This is a genomic window from Bacterioplanes sanyensis (assembly GCF_002237535.1).
Lineage (GTDB): Bacteria > Pseudomonadota > Gammaproteobacteria > Pseudomonadales > Oceanobacteraceae > Bacterioplanes > Bacterioplanes sanyensis_A.
Window position 1 is genome coordinate 1,031,819 of sequence record NZ_CP022530.1, and the last position, 16,032, is coordinate 1,047,850.

Consider the following 16,032-nt stretch of genomic DNA (forward strand, 5'->3'; position numbering starts at 1 on the left):
GCCAGGGAGCAGGCCGATGGCCGACAGACATATTAGCGCTCCGCTGCAGCCATTAGGTATTGAGCGACTGCATGGTAAGCCGGCAGTGAGGTCGGGTCGATGGCGGCATTTTTGGGGGTGGGAAAGGACGCAAAGCGCACGATCACCATGTCGGCGGTGGGGTCTACATAAATGGTTTGACCGTGCACGCCGCGGGCGGCGTAGGCTTGGTGCTCATTGTGACTGTGCCACCACATGCTGCGATAGCTCCAGCCTTGCAAATCTTTGTAGGGCGAGCGGGCAAACACTTCAGGGTCGCCACCTTGGGTGATGCTGTCGACCGCCGCTGCCGGAATGACTTGCTTGCCCCGCCACTGGCCCTGGTTCAACATCAGCTGGCCAATGCGGGCCATATCGCGTAGGCCGGCCACTAAGCCGCCCCCAGCGTAAGGGGTACCAATGGAGTCGACGGTGAAATAAGCACTTTGCTCTGCGCCTAGGGGCTGCCACAAACGCTGTGATAGCAGCTCCGCGGGCGATTGGCCGCTCGCTTTCGATATGATCCACCCCAGTGCATCTGTATTGATGGTTTTGTAGGCGAAGGCCTCACCATGCTTAGCGCTGCTGTCTTTTTTAACCGTGGCCAAATACTCAAAGTAGGAGCGCGGTCCCTGATAGCCTTTCGGTTTAGGCAGTGGGCTGGCGGCGCGAGTGTAGAGCCAGACATCGGCCTTGGGGTCGGAATAATCCTCGCTGTATTGCAGGCTGGTGGTCATATCCATGACCTGGCGCACACTGGCATCGGCAAAGGCACTGTTGGCCAGCTGCGGCAACAGGCTGGCGACACTTGCGTCTGGGTCGAGGGTGCCATCGGCCACCAAGATCTCCGCCAGCAAACCTATGATGGATTTGGTCACCGACATCGCCGCGTGCTTGCCTTGCTCATGCAAACAGCCGGAATAGTACTCATACACCACCTTGCCTTGATGCATGATCAGCAGCCCATCGGTGTAGTTGGCGTCGAGGGCCTGGCGCCATGTCATCTGTTGTTGTTGGCCCAGCGGTTGAAAGCGCACGTCATCGATGCCGTGATTGAGCTTGGTGGTGAGTGGCAGTGGTGCTTTGACACCACGGCTGACTTCGATGGTGGGCATCAGTTGCTGAAAGTGACACACACTCCAGCGCAACTTGGGAAAGGAAAAATAATCGCTATCCGTGCCGCGTATCAGCTTATCGCTGGACGGCGGAAAGCCTTGCATCCAGCCCAGCTGGTTCGGGTCGGATTGTTGTGCGGTCAGAGTTTGCTGGGGTTGCGTAGCGGCGAAAATCGGCGCGCTCAATGCGGCCAATAACGGGGCGAGGTAGCGGAGTTTCATAACGCCAAGATCCATTTGTGGAGATGGAACTTACGCTACTGTGTGCCGTGCCATTTGGCAATGGCAGGGTGAAAGCAGACTGACCCCGAAGGGCCAGTGTGCTTAGTCGAGCAGGCTGATCAGACTGGCAGCAAACGCATCGCTCATGGCATCGGCTAAGCGCTGGGCAGCACTTTGACGCGCCATATCGTAAACCCCAGAAACCCCTTTCGCACGCTCGCTAAATACCGACAAGACCCGGCCATTGCCATCGACAATGCGTACCTGGCAATCAGCAAAGACGTAGTGGGACTGGTTTTTGTAGCGGCCACTGATGTCGGCTTCCAACTCAAAGGTCAGATCCGCGCCTTGTGATTGCACGCGCAGGCCCTGTTGCGTGAGCGCCTGGATTACCGCGGTTTCTAACTTTTCAGCATCACGGTCGCGCGCCACCACCGCCACTTGCAGTTGGCCAATGAGGGTTTGAATGCGTTCCTGCAAATGCTGCAAATCAGTGGGCAAGGGTTCACTGCGACGACTGGTCGAGACAAACGCCAGTTGCTCAGCCAGTTGCTGACGCTGTTCAAACAACGGCATAGCCGGCAGCAAGCGCTGCAATTGCTGCATGCGCGAGCCTGTTGGCGCTGATGCCACCAGCGGCTGCAGTTGTTGCTCAACGTCTGCCATGCGCTGGCGCAAACGAGCCGCGGCGGCGCTGCGGTCCAGCTCGGCTAGGGCATAGGCATATTGGCGGCCGTTGTATTGGCCACTGTATTGCTCGCTGATGTGTACTTCATCGAGTTCAACGGGTTTGATTTGGCTGCGTACTTGCTGACGTACTACGCGCTCAATTTCCGTTTCTCGGCCAGTGCCACTGCGCTCGGTCACCTGGTTTTCAAAGTCGCCACTAATAGTAACTTTCAACTGGCTGACCAAGTCTGCCCGTGCCAGGTCTGCCGCACGCTGTTGTGCCTGCACCGGGTCGCCGTACACTTCCATGCTGCCAACGCCATACGCAAAGCCAGAACGTTGCGGCACTTGCTCGACCCACATTGGCACGTCGCTGCGGCCGCCCTCGCTGGTTGGCTGGCTGCTGCAGCCGGCCAACCATAAGCTGCCGGTCAGAGCCAGCAGCAGGGCTTTGTTAGAAGCCAAACGAGTTTTTCTCTTGCAGCTTCTGGATCTTCTTCTGGCCATTCCACACTTCACGGTTTGACTCCATGTCGATCAGCTTCATGTCCACTTGATAGAAGGTCACACGATCGTTGCCCACTTGGTCAACGATGGAGTTAATGCTGCCAGACAGCGCGAAGTCGGCGGCATCTTCTTGACCCATGGCCTTAGCGTTGCGCGCGTTCAGCTCCTGGTCCTGACGCTCGGTACGAATCGCGTCACGCTCAGCGCCGCCAGCAACGAAGTCGGCACGACCAGAGCGAATGATGGAGCGCTTCACGTCATTTACGAAGGTGTCGATGGCAATGTGCTCGTGCGACTTGTTCGAAATGCGCGAGATAATAATGGTTGGGCGACGGTTGTTGTTTTGCGAGAAGTCACGCGCCCATGGGAACGACAGCATATCGTCGATCATTTCGTTGGCCACCAGCTCTGAATCTTTGGCATTCCAACGGTCTGACAGCGCGATTTCCTGACCTGGATCGACGCGCGACACTTTCGTCGCACAGCCGCTACCCAGCGCCAGAGCGGCGCCCAGCAAGGTCAGTGAAGTCAGGCGGGAAACAGTAAACGGCATAACAAGTCTTCCTTAATTTTCAGCGGTCTGTAATACAGGTTCTTCCACCGGCACATTGGCACCGGTGGCGGGAGCAGGCAATGAACGCACGCGCCAGAGACGAATGTCTCCCGCTTTGACGTCCATAGTAATGCTGCTGTGATGTTTTTGTTTGCCGTGCAACTGTGAATTCAGTTCCAGCTCATGCTGGCCCGGCTCAACCAGGACGCGACGTACGCGAATGTCTTGTGGCAACAGCAACCAGTTACGGGTTTCTGCGGCGTCGGTCAGCTGCGCGGTTAACTTACCAACGCTGCCAACCATGCTCATAAAGCCACCGGCTTTACCCACGGTGTCTGCGGTCAGGCCTTTCAGCACTGCGCGTGCCAGGGCCAACTGGATATCGGTCGAGGAGCGCGTCATCTGCTCCTGAATGCCCATTTGCGCTGGGTTAGAGGCTTTGATCATTGGCACTGTGGTGTCGTTGATCTTCAGCTGCGAAGCGCCCAGCGGCTTGGCCGGACGGTAATAGGGCACGGTCACGCGGGTGGAGCCGCCAATGGCATTAATCACACCCAGATCGACGGCGGTATCCCACAGTGGGCCAAGTGTTTGTGTTTTGGTAAAGCTGTTCAGAGCAATGCCGACTTCCATCGCATCCAGGTAGTTGGCCAGGGCGTCGACGAAGTTTTTATCGGCGTACAGCAAGTAGAACCAAGCCAGCTGATAGCGGTCGGTGGCAAACGCATACGGCGTCAGCTCGAGCGCTTTTAACGTCGGATTGGTCGACAAGCTGAGGTTCATTTCCCGGCGTTGCGGTGCCAGCCCTTTGTGCTCCAGCACCACCAGCTGAGCAAAGTCATCGCTCAGCCAACGCTTGAGCTCGGCCTGGCGCTGTGGCGACAGCTTGTCTTTGCGTGCTTTACGGGCTTTGGTGTTGAGGCCGTCTTTGTACATCATACGAATGGCATCAAACCAAGCTTGCTCCGTCATTTCTTCGTCTAGACGGAACTGCTTAACAAAGCCACCTTCGTAGCTTTTGGCGGCCTTTTCATAACTGATGCGGGCGTTGTCGTACTCACCGTTCATCTCAAAGCTGATGCCAGTGAGGTAATGCGCCATGGCGTCGTCACGGTACTGCAGCTGGTCCATATCGACCAAGTTGCCTTGCAGCTTTTCAAAGATCTTGAGGATCTTATTGAACAGCTGGTCGTCTTTTTCTGCTTGCTCGGCGTAAGTACCTTTGAGGGTATTCAGGTTGTTGAGGCGAATGATCAGTCGGCGTGACTCGATGCGGGCGCCTTCCAGCGCACTGAGGTAGTCGCTACGGTTGGTGGCTTGCTCGGCCATGCCAAAGTAGTTCAGTGCTTTGTAGTAATTGATGTAAACCTTCTCGAAATCAGCACCGCCATAAGGGCCTTGGCGCGGGTTCGACATCATCACCGTCATGGTGTCGGTAACGCTGGTGGTTTCGAGCTGTTCGGCAATGCGCTCAGCTTGCTCCAGCATGGCGTTACTGGCGGCAAAGTCATTTTGTAAATGCTTCACCACACCCAGCTCCAAGTGGTACAGCAGGCGATCATTGCCTTGTGCGTCGAGAGCTTTCTTGAAACTTTGCTCGGCAGCGACAAACTGACCTTGTTCGACTTCGGTGAGAGCTTTTTCTACGCCTTTGCCATAGGTAGCGCAGCCACTGGCAATGACACTGAAGCCAACAACAAGCAGTGAGCGTTTGACGTTAGTAGTGACGGTGGATAAGCGAGATTGGGCGCCGTTATGGCGGGACCCGGTGTGAGCAGTGTGCAAAACGGCAACTCCCTATGCTTGAAAATTCGGCCGGGAGTTTACCGCGCTGGCTCTGTGCCGCCAAGATCAATAGATAATAAAAAGCCCTCACGACATCCATGCCGTGAGGGCTTTCTCAGTTCGGGTGCTGATTGAACTTTGATATCAGTGTACTGAGGATTGAAAGGCCATTCAATTATAAAAAACTATCGATCCTATAACCCAAGCACTGGTGAGAATCATTCTTTCTCAGACTTTGGCGAGCCGCCGAGGATACGCAGCGGTTGCTCTCCTTCGTCCAACACCGCTTTGCCAGCCGGGGTTACCCGGGTGGCCAGTTCGGTGGCTTGCTCATCCTGTTGCCGCTGCTCACTACTGGTTTGGCTGAAACCACAGGCGACGCATTCACGTACCTCGTCGCCGTCGCCATTGGTGAACATCACCACACGATCCATCTCGGCGCACTTAGGACACACCGCGCCAGCAATAAAGCGACGTTTCATCAGGCTGCTTCCTCTCCAGTAATGCCGCTGTGACGCAGCAATGGCTCCACCGATGGCTTGCGACCACGGAAGGCTGTGAACAACTCCGCCGCTGCGCGACTGCCGCCATTGGCCAGTACCGTATCGCGGAACAAGGCGCCGGTCGCGGTATTGAAAATCCCATCTTCCTCAAAGCGCGAGTAGGCATCGGCACTCAATACTTCGGCCCATTTGTAAGAGTAATAGCCGGCCGCATAACCGCCGGCAAAGATGTGGCTGAAGCCATGTTGGAAGCGATTAAAGTCCGCAACCGGCACCACGGATACCTGCTCACGCACTTGCTGCAGCAACTCGGTGATATCAACGCGTTGCTGGTCGCGATATTCGTTATGTAAGCGGAAGTCGAACAGTGCGAACTCCAACTGGCGCATCATCATCATGCCGCTTTGGAAATTTTTCGCCGCCAGCAGTTTGTCGAGCAACGCTTGTGGCAGTGGCTCGCCGGTTTGGTAGTGACCGCTGATAAACGCCAATGCTTCAGGCTCGTAGCACCAGTTTTCCAGGAACTGACTGGGCAGCTCCACGGCGTCCCAGGCCACACCATTGATGCCACTGACGGCAGCAACGTCCACTTGCGTCAGCATGTGGTGAATACCGTGGCCGAACTCATGGAACAAGGTGGTGAGTTCATCGTGGGTCAGCAGAGCCGGTTGATCGCCCACCGCCGGGGTAAAGTTGCACACCAGATACGCCACAGGTAACTGCAAGCCGTTTGCGGTTTGGCGGCGAATACGGCAATCATCCATCCAGGCGCCGCCGCGTTTTTTCTCACGCGCGTACAAATCCAGATAGAAGGCGGCAATTTGCTCGCCGTCTTTTAATACATGGAAAAAGCGCACATCCGGGTGGTAGCTGTCGAACTGCTGTTGCTCCTCAAAGCGCACACCGAACAAACGTGATACCACCTCAAACATGCCAGCAATGGTGCGATCCACCGGCAAATATGGGCGAATATCTTCTTGCGATAGGGCATAGCGCTGCTGGCGCAGTTTTTCGGCGGCGTAGGTAACGTCCCACGGCTCCAGAGTTGGCAGCCCCAGCTCGTCGCTGGCAAATTGCTGCAGCTCGGCGAACTCTCTTGCGGCTTGCGGTTTGCTGCGCGTGGCCAAGTCGTTGAGGAAGGTCATGACTTCATCGGCACTGTCCGCCATCTTAGTAGCTACCGAGTATTCGGCGTAGCTGGCAAACCCTAACAGCTGTGCCAGCTCCAGGCGCAGGTCGAGAATTTCGTTCATGATCGCGGAGTTATCGAACTCCCCGGCATTCGGCCCTTGATCCGAGGCGCGAGTCACAAAGGCGGTGTACACCTGTTGGCGCAAGTCACGATTGTCGGCGTAGCTCATGATCGGCATGTAGGACGGGAAATCGAGGGTAATCAACCAACCGTCTTTGCCCTTTTGCTGCGCCAATTGCGCCAGCAAGCCTTTGGCGCTGTCGGGCAAACCTGCCAGCTCGGCTTCGTCGGTGATGTGTTGACTCCAGGCGTGGGTGGCGTCGAGCACGTTTTCGCCGAACTTGGAAGTCAGCTCCGACAGGCGCTGTTTGATGTCACCAAAGCGCTGTTTTTTGTCGTCTTCAAGATCCACCCCCGCGAGGCGGAAGTCACGCAGAGCGTGTTCGATGGCAGTCTGCTGCGCCGCGCTTAACTGGGCAAAAGCGTCGCTGTCGCGTACCGCCTGATAAGCATCAAACAGCGCACGATTTTGGCCCATCTCGGTGCTGTATTGGCTCAAGAGGGGCAGGCAAGCGTTGTAGGCGTCGCGCAACTCGTCGGAGTTCATGGTGCTGTTTAAATGACCGACGGGTGACCAGGCCTGGGCCAGCTCATCGTCCCATTGCTCAATCTGTGCCATCAGGTTGTCCCAGGTCGGCTCAGGCTGGCTGGCCAGCAAGGCATGAATGCGCTGGCGGTTGGTCTCCAGCAGCTGTTCGATGGCCGGTTGGATGTGCTCTGGTTGGATGGCGCTAAATGGCGGCAGAGTATGGTGTTGCAGCAACGGGTTGCTCATAGCAGGCGGTCTCACAGAATTTGGCATTTCATTGGTTATTGGGTCAAATAGCGAAAATTCAAATGAGAAGACAAACACATGGGCGATATTCGCAGCTATCAAGGCGCTACACCGCAGTTAGGGCAGCGCGTATTTGTAGACCGCAGCGCAGTGGTGATTGGAGATGTGACGCTGGGCGATGATTGCTCGGTGTGGCCGCTGGCGGTGATTCGCGGCGACATGCACCGCATTCGTATCGGCGCCCGCACCAGCGTGCAAGACGGAGCGGTGCTCCACATTACCCACGCCAGTGATTACAACCCAGGTGGTTACCCGCTGGAAATTGGTGACGACGTTACCATCGGCCATCAAGCGATGCTGCATGGTTGTAGCATTGGCAATCGGGTATTGATCGGCATGAAGTCGATGATCATGGACGGCGCGGTGGTGGAAGACGACGTGATTGTTGCTGCTGGTGCAGTGGTTACACCGGGTAAAGTGCTGGAAAGCGGTCATGTGTACGTCGGCAGTCCGGCGAAAAAGGCGCGTCCAATCACCGACAAAGAGCGCAGCTTTTTTACCTACGGTGCAGGCAACTATGTGCGCTTAAAAGACAAACATCTGGCCGAAGGTTTCGACCAGGCATAAAAAAAGCCGCCGAGGCGGCTTTTACTGAGTGGCGCTTACGCGGCGTAGCGCTGGCGCAGGGCGTTGATGCGTTGATCCAGCGGTGGGTGGCTGGCAAACAAAGCGGACAGCTTGCCTTCACCACGAATGCCAAACGCCACCAGCTCGCCGCTCAGGTCTGAAGGCTGCTCGTAGGTTTGTTGCAATGCCGCCAGGGCACTCACCATCGCCCCAGGGCTGACCAGTTCTGCACCGGCTTGGTCGGCGCGGAACTCACGGCGACGGCTGAACCAGGCAACAATGGTCGACGCCAGGATGCCCAGAATGATCTCTGCCACAATGGTGGTGACGAAAAAGGCGATGCCTGGGCCATCTTCGTTTTTAAACACCACACGATCAACGAAGTTGCCGATGATGCGCGCGAAGAACATCACAAACGCGTTCACCACGCCTTGAATCAGCGCCAGCGTCACCATATCGCCGTTGGCAACGTGGCCAATTTCGTGGCCTAAAACGGCCTTCACTTGCTCTTTGTCCATGCGCTGCAACAGGCCAGTCGATACCGCGACCAGAGCGTTGTTCTTGTTCCAACCGGTGGCAAAGGCATTGGGTGCATCTGAGTGGAAGATGCCAACTTCTGGCATGCCAATGCCGGCTTTATCGGCCAGCTCCTGCACGGTGCTGACAATCCACTGCTCACCTGAATTCTGTGGTTGTTCGATAATCTGCACGCCCATCGAGCGCTTGGCCATCCACTTCGACAGCAATAGAGACACAAATGAGCCGGCCATGCCGAACACCAAACAGAACACCATCAGGTTAGCGAGGTTGAGGCCGCTGCCTGACTGCTCGAAATAACTGCCGACGCCGAGCAGTGACAAGGTCACGCTAGCAACAGCAATGACGGCCAGGTTGGTCGCCAGGAAAAGAATTATACGCAACATGTGCGTGTCCTCCGGAATCACGGTTTTGTGTTATGGCGCTAATATTGAGCTTTTTACGCCAAAATCAAGACAGCAGTGTGTCAGGAATTGTGCGCCTGAAGTTTGCCCCGGGCCTGCCGTTATCTTTCTTAGCCGCATGAATGAAAGGACACAGGGATGAAACTTGCCAGCACGCCGTTTACGCAGTGGCGGCCCACGACGACACAGCCTCTCACATTACAACCCCTTGGGCCCCAGCCTCTTGCATCAACGGCGGTTTCGCCACAATCCCCGCAACTCCCACAGCCAGCACAGCAGCAGGCGCCTATGCACATACAAACAGCGCCGACGGCTCGGCAGCAGCCTAAGCCTGCGGACGTTCAAGCACTGCCGCTACTGCAGTCGCCACGGATCATTGTGCAGTGGCAGCAACAAGACAACGACGGTATTGCACTGCGCTCCGACCTTAGCCGCCTGCCCAGTTTTAACGATGCTTGGCGCGGTGCAATGAAAAGCGTCGGCCACCAGGTCAGTGACATCAGCCGCTATCAATATTCGTCTCTGCTGCCGACAAAACAAGAGCAAATAGAACCGACTAAGTGGCTGCTGCGCACCGAGCAGCAAGCGCTGGATATTCACCTGACTTTGCGCTCCGGGCGCCAGGTATCACTGCAGTGGCGCCAGCAAAGCGGAGTGGTCGAGGCCGAGGTTAACGGCCAACCACAGGGCATGATGGTGCAGCGTGCGTCCTTGGACAGTGACATTTCAGCGCCGCTGAGTGAGGCGGAACAGAAGCAGCTCAGTGAATTGATGCAGCGCATCGATGGCCTGGCGAGTGAGTTGGAAAACGGAAATTTTGATCTAAGCGCATTGGACCTGGCGCAATGGTCACAACTAGCGTCGTTACGTATCCAGTTCAGAAACGACAGCGGTCAGACGCTGCAGTTGGCATTCCAGCAAGACGATCAACAGCGCCAGCTCAAGCTAGACTGGAACGGCCATCAGCTGGATTTAACCGTTGCCACAGCTGGCTGGGGCAGTGCGCTCAATCGTGAGCAGGCCGCCAACAGCTTGCAGCAGTATTTACAGCTCATCGAATCCGGCCTGAGCGATGGCAAGGTGAACGATGCGGTGCGTGACATGGTGGCAGCGGCGTTGGCAATGCTGCAGCAGCCCTCCGCTGCGGCGAATCAGGACCGCTCAATTGTGGCGATGACCGGGGCCGCACAAACCTTGATGACCGGTGTGGCGGATTTTTCTCTGCACTATCAGTCACCGATTGAGCGGCCAAATCCAGACCCCAGCAAGCGCCATGAAAAAGTCTCCACCCAACTGCAGCTGCAACAGCACACCGAGGTGCATTCGCAAGGTTTAAACCTGCAGCTGCGCCAAACCCAGCTCTACCAGCTAGACGCCAGTTATTATCTGCCGGTGAAGGGGTTTGACGAGCCAGACTTTGGCAGTCAGAGCTATCGCTATGTGACCTTGTCGCAGCGCAGTGAGCGCATCGTTGAGGCCGACTATCAGCAAGGTCAATTGCAGCGCTTGCAGCGTTGGGATGACTATCAATGGCAACAGCGCGAACAAACTTATCTGGCAGATAGGCTGGTCGCGGATGAACAGCGTGGCGACCATCAGGCACGCTTTTATGAACTCACTGAGCTGGTTACTCGCCAATACCAGCCGGGAAGTGTACTCGATGGTGAACTGGTGGATGAGCTGCTGGGCGGGCTGGTGGTGCAGCAACCCAAAGCTGCCATAGCGCGGCAGAATAGCTCTCAGTAAGCCCTTCCAACCGACCTTATACAACACGTACAATAGGCGTACCCAAGGGGTGGCGTTAGCCTGAGATGCTGCATTGGCAGTAAACCCTGGAACCTGATCCGGTTAATACCGGCGTAGGAATGGGGTGCGGCGTGGCCGCTTTTCCTGCTCAGCCAGACGTTCTGCTGGCTCTACGCTCAACCGGATTTCTTTGTTCAGTCGCTCATTGCTAGGTGAGCAGCAGAAGGAATCCTTTCATGTTTACACGTACGCCCCTGGCCTTCGCCATCGCCGCTCTGGCGCTTTGCGCACAAGCAGACGATGTCGCGTTGCAGCCGGTTAAGGTCAATGCCGATTTTCGCCAAAGCGATGTGCAACAAATTCCCGAGGCGGTCACGGTCGTATCCGGCCAGCAAATTGAGCAGCGCTCGGCGCAGCACCTGGAATCTGTGTTGGCGTTGGCGCCCAATGTGAACTTTGCCGCTGGTGCATCGCGCGGACGTTTTTTCCAGATTCGCGGCATCGGCGAGCGCAGTCAGTTTGTTGATCCAGTTAACCCCTCGGTGGGGTTGTTGATTGACGGCATCGACATGACAGGTTTGGGGACGGCTGCCAGCTTGCTCGACGTTGCTCAAGTGGAAGTGCTGCGCGGCCCGCAAGGCACACGCTTTGGCGCCAATGCGCTCGCTGGTTTGATTAACATCACCACCGTCGACCCGGGCATGCAGCGCGATGGCTATCTGAAGGCCAGTGTGGGCAATCACGCCAGCCAATCTCTAGAGGGCGCTGTTGGCGGTCGCCTGACAGACACAACCCGGGCGCGGCTGGCGGCGCGTACCTTGGTCTCTGACGGTTACACCGAAAACGACTTTCTCGACCGTGACGACACCCAGGACGTCAGCGAAAAACACCTGCGCCTGAAACTGCTGGCGCAGCCTGATGCCGCCAGTGAGCTGCGGTTGTCGTACCTCTATGCCGACATCAACAACGGTTACGACGCATTTAACTACGACAATGATCGCACCACGCTGTCGGACCAGCCGGGCACCGATGCTCAGCAAAGCCAAGCGTTGGCACTGGCGTACAACCGCCAGCTCAATAGCGCCGTGCGCTTAGAAACTTTGGTCAGCGCCAGCACCAGTGACAGCGAATACAGCTACGACGAAGACTGGGCATTTGCCGGCATTCACCCCGATGGCTACAACTCCTTCGATGAGTACCTACGCGACTACGACCGTGTGAGTGCCGATGTGCGGCTGTTGTCGGCGGCTGATGGTCGCCTGTTTGCCGATAGCACCGATTGGGTGGTGGGCGCTTATGTGCTGCAGCGCGACGAGTCGCTGCAACGCAATTACACCTACAGCGACGGCCCTTACAACAGCGACTTGCAGGTCAGCTCGACGTCCTTGTACGCCGAAGCGAATACCGTCTTTTCGCCCACCGTCAGTCTGACCTGGGGGCTGCGCGGTGAGCGCTGGCGCAACGATTTTGACGACAGCAACGGCGTTGCCGCAGACGATACGGAAACCTTGTGGGGCGGCAAAGTCACACTGGATGCGCTGTTGTCGGCGCAGCATCTGGGTTATGTGTCGCTAGCGCGTGGTTACAAAGCGGGTGGTGTGAACACTGATCCAGACATCAGCGCCACCAATCGCACCTTTGATACCGAGGTGAATCTGACCACGGAAGTGGGTATTAAATCGAGTCTGCTGCACGACACGCTGACCACCCGAGTTGCGGCGTTTTACATTCAGCGCTCAGAGCAGCAAGTGAAAAGCTCGTATGCCATTCAAAATGACGACAACTCGCTGACCTTCCAAGATTACCTCGCCAACGCTGCCGAAGGCCGCAACCAAGGGCTAGAGCTGGAAGCCAACTGGCGCGCACATGAGCAATGGGACCTAGCATTGAGCGCAGGCTATTTGCACAGCGAGTTTGTCGATTACAACTACCAGACTGAAGATGGCGAGTTCAGCAAAGATGGCCGTGCACAGGCACATGCGCCAGAGTACTCACTCGCCGCCGCCGTCAACTATCGTGTCAACGCCGCCTGGTCGGTGCTGCTGGAAAGTGAAGCCAAGGATCAGTTTTACTTTTCGGATTCTCACGACGAACGCTCACAAGCCTACGTCTTGTGGCACGCGCGCTTGGCGTACCAATGGCAGCAGCTGCAGCTGGCACTGGCTGGTCGTAACCTGACGAATGCCGAGGTGGAAACACGCGGATTTGGTGGTTTTGGCAACGACCCGCGTGATGGATATGCCAGCAGCCGCTATGTTCAGTTGGGGCAGCCACGACTGCTCACGCTGGAAGCGAAATACCAGTTCTAAAGGTGTAAGCCATTTCTAAAGGTGCAAGGCGATGCAAATATCGGTGGAAATCAGCAAGTATCCGTTGGCAGATGATTACATTCCCGCCATCAAGGCCTTTATTGACCGCTTGCAAGCGGTCGACGGCCTGACCCTGGTGACTAATACCATGAGCACACAAGTGTTCGGTGATTACGAGCTGGTGATGGATACGCTCAAGGTGGAGCTGCAGCGCAGTTGGGATGAGTTTGGTAAATCGATCTTCGTGTGCAAGTTTATCGGTACCAATCTCGACCCCGCATTAAAACCACACGGTTAAGGAGCTTTGGGTGGACAGTATTTACGCCAATATTTTAGCCAGTTTCGCTGCCATGAGCCCGTGGGAAGTGGTCGCTGTGGCGCTGGGCATTGCCTATCTGGTGTTAGCCATGCGCCAAAGCAACTGGTGCTGGTACGCCGCTTTCGGCAGTACCGCCATTTTCAGCTGGCTGTTTTGGGACGTCAGCCTGGTGATGGAGTCGGCACTGAACGTTTATTACCTGATCATGGCGATTTACGGCTGGTGGGTGTGGCGCAGCGGTGCCACTGAGCAGCAAGCGACCCGACCGGTCGTCAGCTGGCGCTGGCCGCGGCATTTGGTGGTGGTGCTGTTGGTGCTGATGCTGACTGCGGTGAGCGGTTATCTATTGGATAACAATACCCAAGCGGCGATGCCGTATCTGGACTCCTTCACTACTTGGGGGAGCGTGATTACCACCTATATGGTGGCGCGCAAGGTATTGGAAAACTGGCTCTATTGGCAGGTGTTTAACAGCTGCGCCATTGTGCTCTACATCGATCGAGAGCTGTATCTGACGGCGCTACTGATGTCGGTGTATCTGGTGCTGGCGGTGCTTGGTTGGCTGATGTGGCGACGCGATTATCAGCAGTCGCAACACCACGCTGGCGCGGTGGCTGCCGCCTGATGCTGACGGTATTGCAACAATGGCCGCAGTGGCAGCTCAGCAATCAACCCCCGCAAGGCGCTCAGGCGCTGCCCGGTGGGCTTACCAATCAGTGTTTTTTGCTGGATATGCCGCCGCAGCGCTATGTGCTGCGTTTGGAAGCGGGCAACAGCGAACAGCTGGGAATTGATCGCGACGTCGAGTATCGCATTCATCAAGCGGCGGCCGACGCTGGGCTGGTGCCTGAAGTGAAGTTTCGCAGCCGCGATGGTCGCTATTGGATTCGTGACTATGTACAAGGATGGCTGCTGCAGCCACAGCAGTTAGACGCCAATGTGTTGGAGCAAATGGCGTTGCTGCTGCATCGGGTGCATCAACTCAAGGTCGAGCAGCTTGATGATGTCGACCTGATTGCCCGCGGTGATTTGTATTGGCGGCGGATTTGCCGCCAGCGTCAGCCTCTGCCGCGCTTGCACGCGTTAGTGGCAGAACTGCGGCGACAGCTGCAAGGCTGGCCGTCAGAGCAGCGCTGCGTATGCCATATGGACCCAACGTTAGGCAACTGGTTGCGGGTCGATGATCGCTGGCAGTTATTGGACTGGGAATACGCCGGTTGGGGGCATCCGGACTGGGACCTGGCTGCACTGGTGCAAGATGCTGGTCTGGACCAGCAGCAACAAGCGCAGCTGCTGCAGGCCTATGGCCGCCAACCGGATGACGTGTGGTTCTTTGCCTTGGCGCAGCTGCAGTACATCGCTGCCCTGTGGTATTGCGCACAGGGCATTTGGGGGCAAACGCAGCTAGAAGCGTATCTGCTGGGGGTTCAGGCGTTGTTAGACTGACGTCTGAGCAGCAATTTGTCGCGATACTCGGCCGGGTCTTTTTGCAGCGCCATCTCGCCACCTTGCTGTTGTTGCAGCTGTTGAGTCAGCAATCGGCTTAACCAGAAACGCAGCGCAGCGGCGCGCAACACCAACGACCAGCCCGCTTGTTCGGCATCGGTAAACGGACGTACCGACTGATACCCGGCTTTTAACGCCTCGACCAAACCATCGTGCCATTGACCATTGGCAGCGCAGCACCAGTCGTTGGCAACAATCGCCAGATCATACAACCACGGCCCCTGACAGGCGTTATACAAATCCAGAATGGCACCGACTTCTGCCCCCTGCTCATTATCGACAAACAAAGCGTTGTCGTGGAACAGGTCGCTGTGAATCCAGCCCTGTGGCAGCTCGTGCCATTGCGCCCGTTGTTGTCGCTGATGTGCCACTTCGTCTGCCAATAGGTTTTGCTCGTCGCTACTCAACGACTGACCGAGGGAGGCATGCATGGACTGCCACCAGTCGAAGCCGCGGGGATCGGTGCGTTCTTGTGCCAAATCCGCCGCCGCCAAATGCAGGTTGGCCAGTGCAGCACCAATGGCGTAGCAATGATCGTCGCCCGGTGCACTGATGTGATGCCCCTGCAACAGTGGACACAAAATGGCGGGTTTGCCGTGCACCGTATGCAGCCACTGGCCTTGGCGGTCGGCGATTGGCGCCGGCACCAGCAGGCCTTTGCTGCCTAAGTGCAACGCAAAGCGCACGAACTCACGCACTTCATCGCTTTGATGATGCTCGAACACCGTCAGCACGCAGGCTTGCTGTTGGCTGGTGACAAAATAGTTGGTGTTTTCGATTCCGGCTTCAATGCCTTTAAACGACAGCAGCTCACCCAAGTCGAACTGTGCCAGCAGGGCTTCCATGTCTGCTTGAGAAAGGGTGGTATAAACCGACATAACGTCTCTCAATGACGACTACAACAAGCTGGCATTACCAGCGGAAGATAACCCACTTAGGGACAACGATTTCTGGGTTATCACGGCGCACGAAATCGCCGTCTACCGTCTGGTCGGGTACCAGGTAATAAGGCTTACCAACCTTGGGCACTACCTTAATTTCAGTGATCTCGCCGTTGACGCGAAATTCGTAAAAGGTTTGGTCGCCATCGTGGCGAATAACAACGGTTTCGTCGGTGGGGTCAGCGACCGCTGTCAATGGCAGCAGCGCAGCCAGGGTAATCAGACGAATAAAGTGCTTCATGAT

General features: G+C 56.6%; 15 protein-coding genes and 1 riboswitch. Of the genes, 6 read left to right on the forward strand and 9 right to left on the reverse strand.

The features are described 5' to 3' along the window. Positions 1-32: 32 nt before the first annotated feature. The 6 genes from CHH28_RS04855 to prlC form a co-directional block, all read right to left on the reverse strand. Positions 33-1,355 (reverse strand): serine hydrolase domain-containing protein, encoded by a 1,323-nt coding sequence (locus CHH28_RS04855; protein ID WP_094059251.1) that lies wholly within the window; start codon positions 1,353-1,355, stop codon positions 33-35. Positions 1,356-1,457: 102 nt separating this feature from the next. Next, positions 1,458-2,489: an LPP20 family lipoprotein gene (locus tag CHH28_RS04860; protein ID WP_157729780.1), complete on the reverse strand. Its 1,032-nt coding sequence runs from the start codon at positions 2,487-2,489 to the stop codon at positions 1,458-1,460. Then, positions 2,479-3,084 carry a penicillin-binding protein activator LpoB gene (locus tag CHH28_RS04865; protein WP_094059253.1) on the reverse strand — a complete coding sequence of 202 codons (606 nt, stop codon included), beginning with the start codon at positions 3,082-3,084 and terminating at the stop codon, positions 2,479-2,481. The genes CHH28_RS04860 and CHH28_RS04865 overlap by 11 nt, the downstream gene beginning before the upstream one ends. Before the next feature lie 12 nt (positions 3,085-3,096). Continuing rightward, positions 3,097-4,869 (reverse strand): hypothetical protein, encoded by a 1,773-nt coding sequence (locus tag CHH28_RS04870; protein WP_094059254.1) that lies wholly within the window; start codon positions 4,867-4,869, stop codon positions 3,097-3,099. Positions 4,870-5,087: 218 nt separating this feature from the next. Continuing rightward, positions 5,088-5,351 carry a YheV family putative zinc ribbon protein gene (locus CHH28_RS04875; RefSeq protein ID WP_094059255.1) on the reverse strand — a complete coding sequence of 88 codons (264 nt, stop codon included), beginning with the start codon at positions 5,349-5,351 and terminating at the stop codon, positions 5,088-5,090. Then, positions 5,351-7,399: an oligopeptidase A gene (prlC, locus tag CHH28_RS04880; protein ID WP_094059256.1), complete on the reverse strand. Its 2,049-nt coding sequence runs from the start codon at positions 7,397-7,399 to the stop codon at positions 5,351-5,353. Before prlC ends, CHH28_RS04875 begins: the two co-directional genes overlap by 1 nt. A 78-nt stretch (positions 7,400-7,477) precedes the next feature. On the opposite strand from prlC, the gene CHH28_RS04885 reads away from it, so the two are divergent. Then, positions 7,478-8,026 (forward strand): gamma carbonic anhydrase family protein, encoded by a 549-nt coding sequence (locus CHH28_RS04885; RefSeq protein ID WP_094059257.1) that lies wholly within the window; start codon positions 7,478-7,480, stop codon positions 8,024-8,026. Positions 8,027-8,061: 35 nt separating this feature from the next. Here the strand turns inward: CHH28_RS04885 and htpX are convergent, their stop codons facing one another. Further along, the gene (gene htpX, locus CHH28_RS04890; RefSeq protein ID WP_094059258.1) at positions 8,062-8,949 is read right to left on the reverse strand and encodes a protease HtpX; all 888 of its coding nucleotides are present in this window, start codon (positions 8,947-8,949) and stop codon (positions 8,062-8,064) included. 306 nt (positions 8,950-9,255) lie between these two features. On the opposite strand from htpX, the gene CHH28_RS04895 reads away from it, so the two are divergent. The 5 genes from CHH28_RS04895 (at position 9,256) to CHH28_RS04915 (ending at position 14,787) form a co-directional block, all read left to right on the forward strand. Continuing rightward, on the forward strand, positions 9,256-10,713 hold the full coding sequence (locus CHH28_RS04895; RefSeq protein WP_094059259.1) for a hypothetical protein: 1,458 nt from the start codon (positions 9,256-9,258) through the stop codon (positions 10,711-10,713). Positions 10,714-10,748: 35 nt separating this feature from the next. Then, positions 10,749-10,850: riboswitch (TPP riboswitch) on the forward strand. Between the two features lie 99 nt (positions 10,851-10,949). Beyond that, on the forward strand, positions 10,950-13,022 hold the full coding sequence (locus CHH28_RS04900; RefSeq protein ID WP_094059260.1) for a TonB-dependent receptor: 2,073 nt from the start codon (positions 10,950-10,952) through the stop codon (positions 13,020-13,022). Positions 13,023-13,053: 31 nt separating this feature from the next. Then, positions 13,054-13,320 (forward strand): YkoF family thiamine/hydroxymethylpyrimidine-binding protein, encoded by a 267-nt coding sequence (locus CHH28_RS04905; RefSeq protein ID WP_094059261.1) that lies wholly within the window; start codon positions 13,054-13,056, stop codon positions 13,318-13,320. Positions 13,321-13,330: 10 nt separating this feature from the next. Continuing rightward, positions 13,331-13,966: a nicotinamide riboside transporter PnuC gene (gene pnuC, locus CHH28_RS04910; protein ID WP_233243749.1), complete on the forward strand. Its 636-nt coding sequence runs from the start codon at positions 13,331-13,333 to the stop codon at positions 13,964-13,966. Then, positions 13,966-14,787: a phosphotransferase gene (locus CHH28_RS04915; RefSeq protein WP_094059262.1), complete on the forward strand. Its 822-nt coding sequence runs from the start codon at positions 13,966-13,968 to the stop codon at positions 14,785-14,787. The genes pnuC and CHH28_RS04915 overlap by 1 nt, the downstream gene beginning before the upstream one ends. On the opposite strand, the gene CHH28_RS04920 is transcribed toward CHH28_RS04915, so the two are convergent. Together CHH28_RS04920 and CHH28_RS04925 are read right to left on the reverse strand one after the other, a co-directional pair. Continuing rightward, positions 14,769-15,725, reverse strand: coding sequence for a homoserine kinase (locus CHH28_RS04920; protein ID WP_094059263.1), 957 nt, complete (start codon positions 15,723-15,725; stop codon positions 14,769-14,771). The two genes, CHH28_RS04915 and CHH28_RS04920, sit on opposite strands and share 19 nt — an antisense overlap. Before the next feature lie 34 nt (positions 15,726-15,759). Further along, complete coding sequence (locus CHH28_RS04925) at positions 15,760-16,029, reverse strand: DUF2782 domain-containing protein (RefSeq protein WP_094059264.1); 270 nt, start codon at positions 16,027-16,029, stop codon at positions 15,760-15,762. Positions 16,030-16,032: the final 3 nt, after the last annotated feature.

Coding starts and splice junctions, on each gene's coding strand:
- CHH28_RS04855 (WP_094059251.1), bottom strand. CDS start 1,355: ATGAAACTCCGCTACCTCGCCCCGTTATTGGCCGCATTGAGCGCGCCG.
- CHH28_RS04865 (WP_094059253.1), bottom strand. CDS start 3,084: ATGCCGTTTACTGTTTCCCGCCTGACTTCACTGACCTTGCTGGGCGCC.
- CHH28_RS04875 (WP_094059255.1), bottom strand. CDS start 5,351: ATGAAACGTCGCTTTATTGCTGGCGCGGTGTGTCCTAAGTGCGCCGAG.
- prlC (WP_094059256.1), bottom strand. CDS start 7,399: ATGAGCAACCCGTTGCTGCAACACCATACTCTGCCGCCATTTAGCGCC.
- CHH28_RS04885 (WP_094059257.1), top strand. CDS start 7,478: ATGGGCGATATTCGCAGCTATCAAGGCGCTACACCGCAGTTAGGGCAG.
- htpX (WP_094059258.1), bottom strand. CDS start 8,949: ATGTTGCGTATAATTCTTTTCCTGGCGACCAACCTGGCCGTCATTGCT.
- CHH28_RS04895 (WP_094059259.1), top strand. CDS start 9,256: ATGCACATACAAACAGCGCCGACGGCTCGGCAGCAGCCTAAGCCTGCG.
- CHH28_RS04900 (WP_094059260.1), top strand. CDS start 10,950: ATGTTTACACGTACGCCCCTGGCCTTCGCCATCGCCGCTCTGGCGCTT.
- CHH28_RS04905 (WP_094059261.1), top strand. CDS start 13,054: ATGCAAATATCGGTGGAAATCAGCAAGTATCCGTTGGCAGATGATTAC.
- CHH28_RS04915 (WP_094059262.1), top strand. CDS start 13,966: ATGCTGACGGTATTGCAACAATGGCCGCAGTGGCAGCTCAGCAATCAA.
- CHH28_RS04920 (WP_094059263.1), bottom strand. CDS start 15,725: ATGTCGGTTTATACCACCCTTTCTCAAGCAGACATGGAAGCCCTGCTG.
- CHH28_RS04925 (WP_094059264.1), bottom strand. CDS start 16,029: ATGAAGCACTTTATTCGTCTGATTACCCTGGCTGCGCTGCTGCCATTG.